The sequence below is a fragment of the Okeania sp. SIO2B9 genome (assembly GCF_010672505.1).
GTDB lineage: Bacteria > Cyanobacteriota > Cyanobacteriia > Cyanobacteriales > Microcoleaceae > Okeania > Okeania hirsuta.
The window spans coordinates 1-1,801 of sequence record NZ_JAAHGK010001437.1; the positions used below are offsets into that span (position 1 = coordinate 1).

At 33.3% G+C, this 1,801-nt stretch carries 4 protein-coding genes; 2 read left to right on the forward strand and 2 right to left on the reverse strand.

Annotated elements, in window-relative coordinates:
* Positions 1–44: 44 nt before the first annotated feature.
* Positions 45–248 (reverse strand): hypothetical protein, encoded by a 204-nt coding sequence (locus F6K13_RS31495; protein WP_124147736.1) that lies wholly within the window; start codon positions 246–248, stop codon positions 45–47.
* A gap of 74 nt (positions 249–322) precedes the next feature.
* Here F6K13_RS31495 and F6K13_RS31500 point away from each other — a divergent pair, with 74 nt between their 5' ends.
* Positions 323–544, forward strand: a complete 222-nt coding sequence (locus F6K13_RS31500; RefSeq protein WP_124147737.1) for a hypothetical protein — start codon at positions 323–325, stop codon at positions 542–544.
* 29 nt (positions 545–573) lie between these two features.
* Here F6K13_RS31500 and F6K13_RS31505 read toward each other — a convergent pair whose 3' ends face one another.
* The gene (locus F6K13_RS31505; protein WP_124147738.1) at positions 574–1,116 is read right to left on the reverse strand and encodes a Uma2 family endonuclease; all 543 of its coding nucleotides are present in this window, start codon (positions 1,114–1,116) and stop codon (positions 574–576) included.
* Between the two features lie 450 nt (positions 1,117–1,566).
* Here F6K13_RS31505 and F6K13_RS31510 point away from each other — a divergent pair.
* On the forward strand, positions 1,567–1,801 hold a 235-nt coding region (locus tag F6K13_RS31510; RefSeq protein ID WP_287289638.1), incomplete at its 3' end, for a Uma2 family endonuclease.

Consider the following 1,801-nt stretch of genomic DNA (forward strand, 5'->3'; position numbering starts at 1 on the left):
CAACAGCTCATCTGGGGGAATAAAAGACCGATAATACAAGACTTTTAGCTATTGGACAGTTCTTGTAATTTGTAAATATGCCAGCGCACATTGCTATAATGCAGAGATGGAGAAATCATCTTTAGAGAATAGTTGAAATTAGGTAATTTCAAATCAATTTTCTTTGAGGGAAATAGGCGATCGCTAACTCTTCCCTCCTGACGACTGATAACTGATAACTGAAATTGGCGATCGCTCCCAATTGCCACTATTCCAAATATGTGCTAAAAAATTTACATCAATCTTTATAATAGTGTATAATTAACCTATTTTTTTGTCAGCTATGGACAGAAAACTTAACATTACTATTCCAGAAGCAACAATGCAATTAATTGAGGAAACAATGCCTCAAGAAAATCTGGAGCAATTAATTAATAAAGCTCTAAATTTTTACATCAAGCAAAACTTATCAGAAAATCTCAAAGAAGAACTACGCATCGGAGCGATAAAACGAGCAAAACGTGACTTGCAATTAGCCGAAGAATGGTATGAACTAGAAGAATAAGCATGGGAAAAAATAAATCAATAAATCCTCTATTCCCCTAAAAACACATCCTCATAAATTAAATCTATAGGAAAACTAAAATTAACACTTTTCAACTCAATATTATCCCCTTCCAAATAAGAATAAAACTCCCACACTCCCTTTTCATTCAACCGAAAAGATTCAAGCATTATTTCATTAGCACTCACCAAAACATATTCTTTCAAAGTAGAAATGCGACGATAATTTTGAAATTTTTTTCCTCTGTCAAAAGATTCTGTTCCTGGAGATAAAACCTCAATAATTAAACAAGGATATTTAATCGCTTTTCTTGCCTTTTTATCTCGTTCATCACAACTAACCATTACATCAGGATAAAAAAATAGTCCTTGTTCAGATATTTCCACTTTTGCATCTGCCACTAATACTTTACAACCTTTCCCGCGCAAATGATTTTTTAATGCTGTTGTCAGATTAGCGACAATCTCACTGTGGGGAATAGTTCCCCCAGTCATAGCTATAACTTCACCGTCAATATATTCATATTTAATCGGTTGTTTTTTTTCCCATTCCAAATATTCTTGGGGAGTCATTTCAGTTATCAGTACCTCGTGGAATAAGGAGGCTTGGCATAAGGGGTATTCTCTTTTTTTCTCCTCTTAAAAGGGGAGGCTTTAGACCACAATTTTTCGGTAAGATATTGAGAGTTTTTAATTGCAATCATAATTCATGGATAATGAATAATGAAAACTATCTCTAATTATCAGTTTTTTTGATTAAACATAGCTAATATTAGACTTGTCGCTTTATAACTTCAAAAACCCCCAAAAACCTTGTTATATAAGGATTGTAGCTATTGGTTGCTAAAAAGGCCTTGAAATTATTGCTCTGTCTAGGTTGGAGCGATTTTTTCCCTCTATTTAGCGACAACTCTATTATATAATATAAAAGTCTAAATAGCAAACTAAAACTCAATGGTAGCTAACCAAAATCAATTCTATGTTTCTCCAGAAGACTATTTAGCTGAAGAGCGATAAAGTCCGATTAAAAATGAGTATAGACGGGGCAAAATTTATGCAAGGGTAGGGGCAAAGAAACCCCACATTATTATTACTCATAATTTAGACATATTATTGGGAAATCATCTTCTTGATAATGACTGTATTGTACTTACTTCCGATATTAAAGTTCGACTAGAAGAAGCTAATTGTTATTATTATCCTGATGTGGCAGTAACTTGTGATGAACGGGATTTAAGCTTAACTGAAGACTTTATTC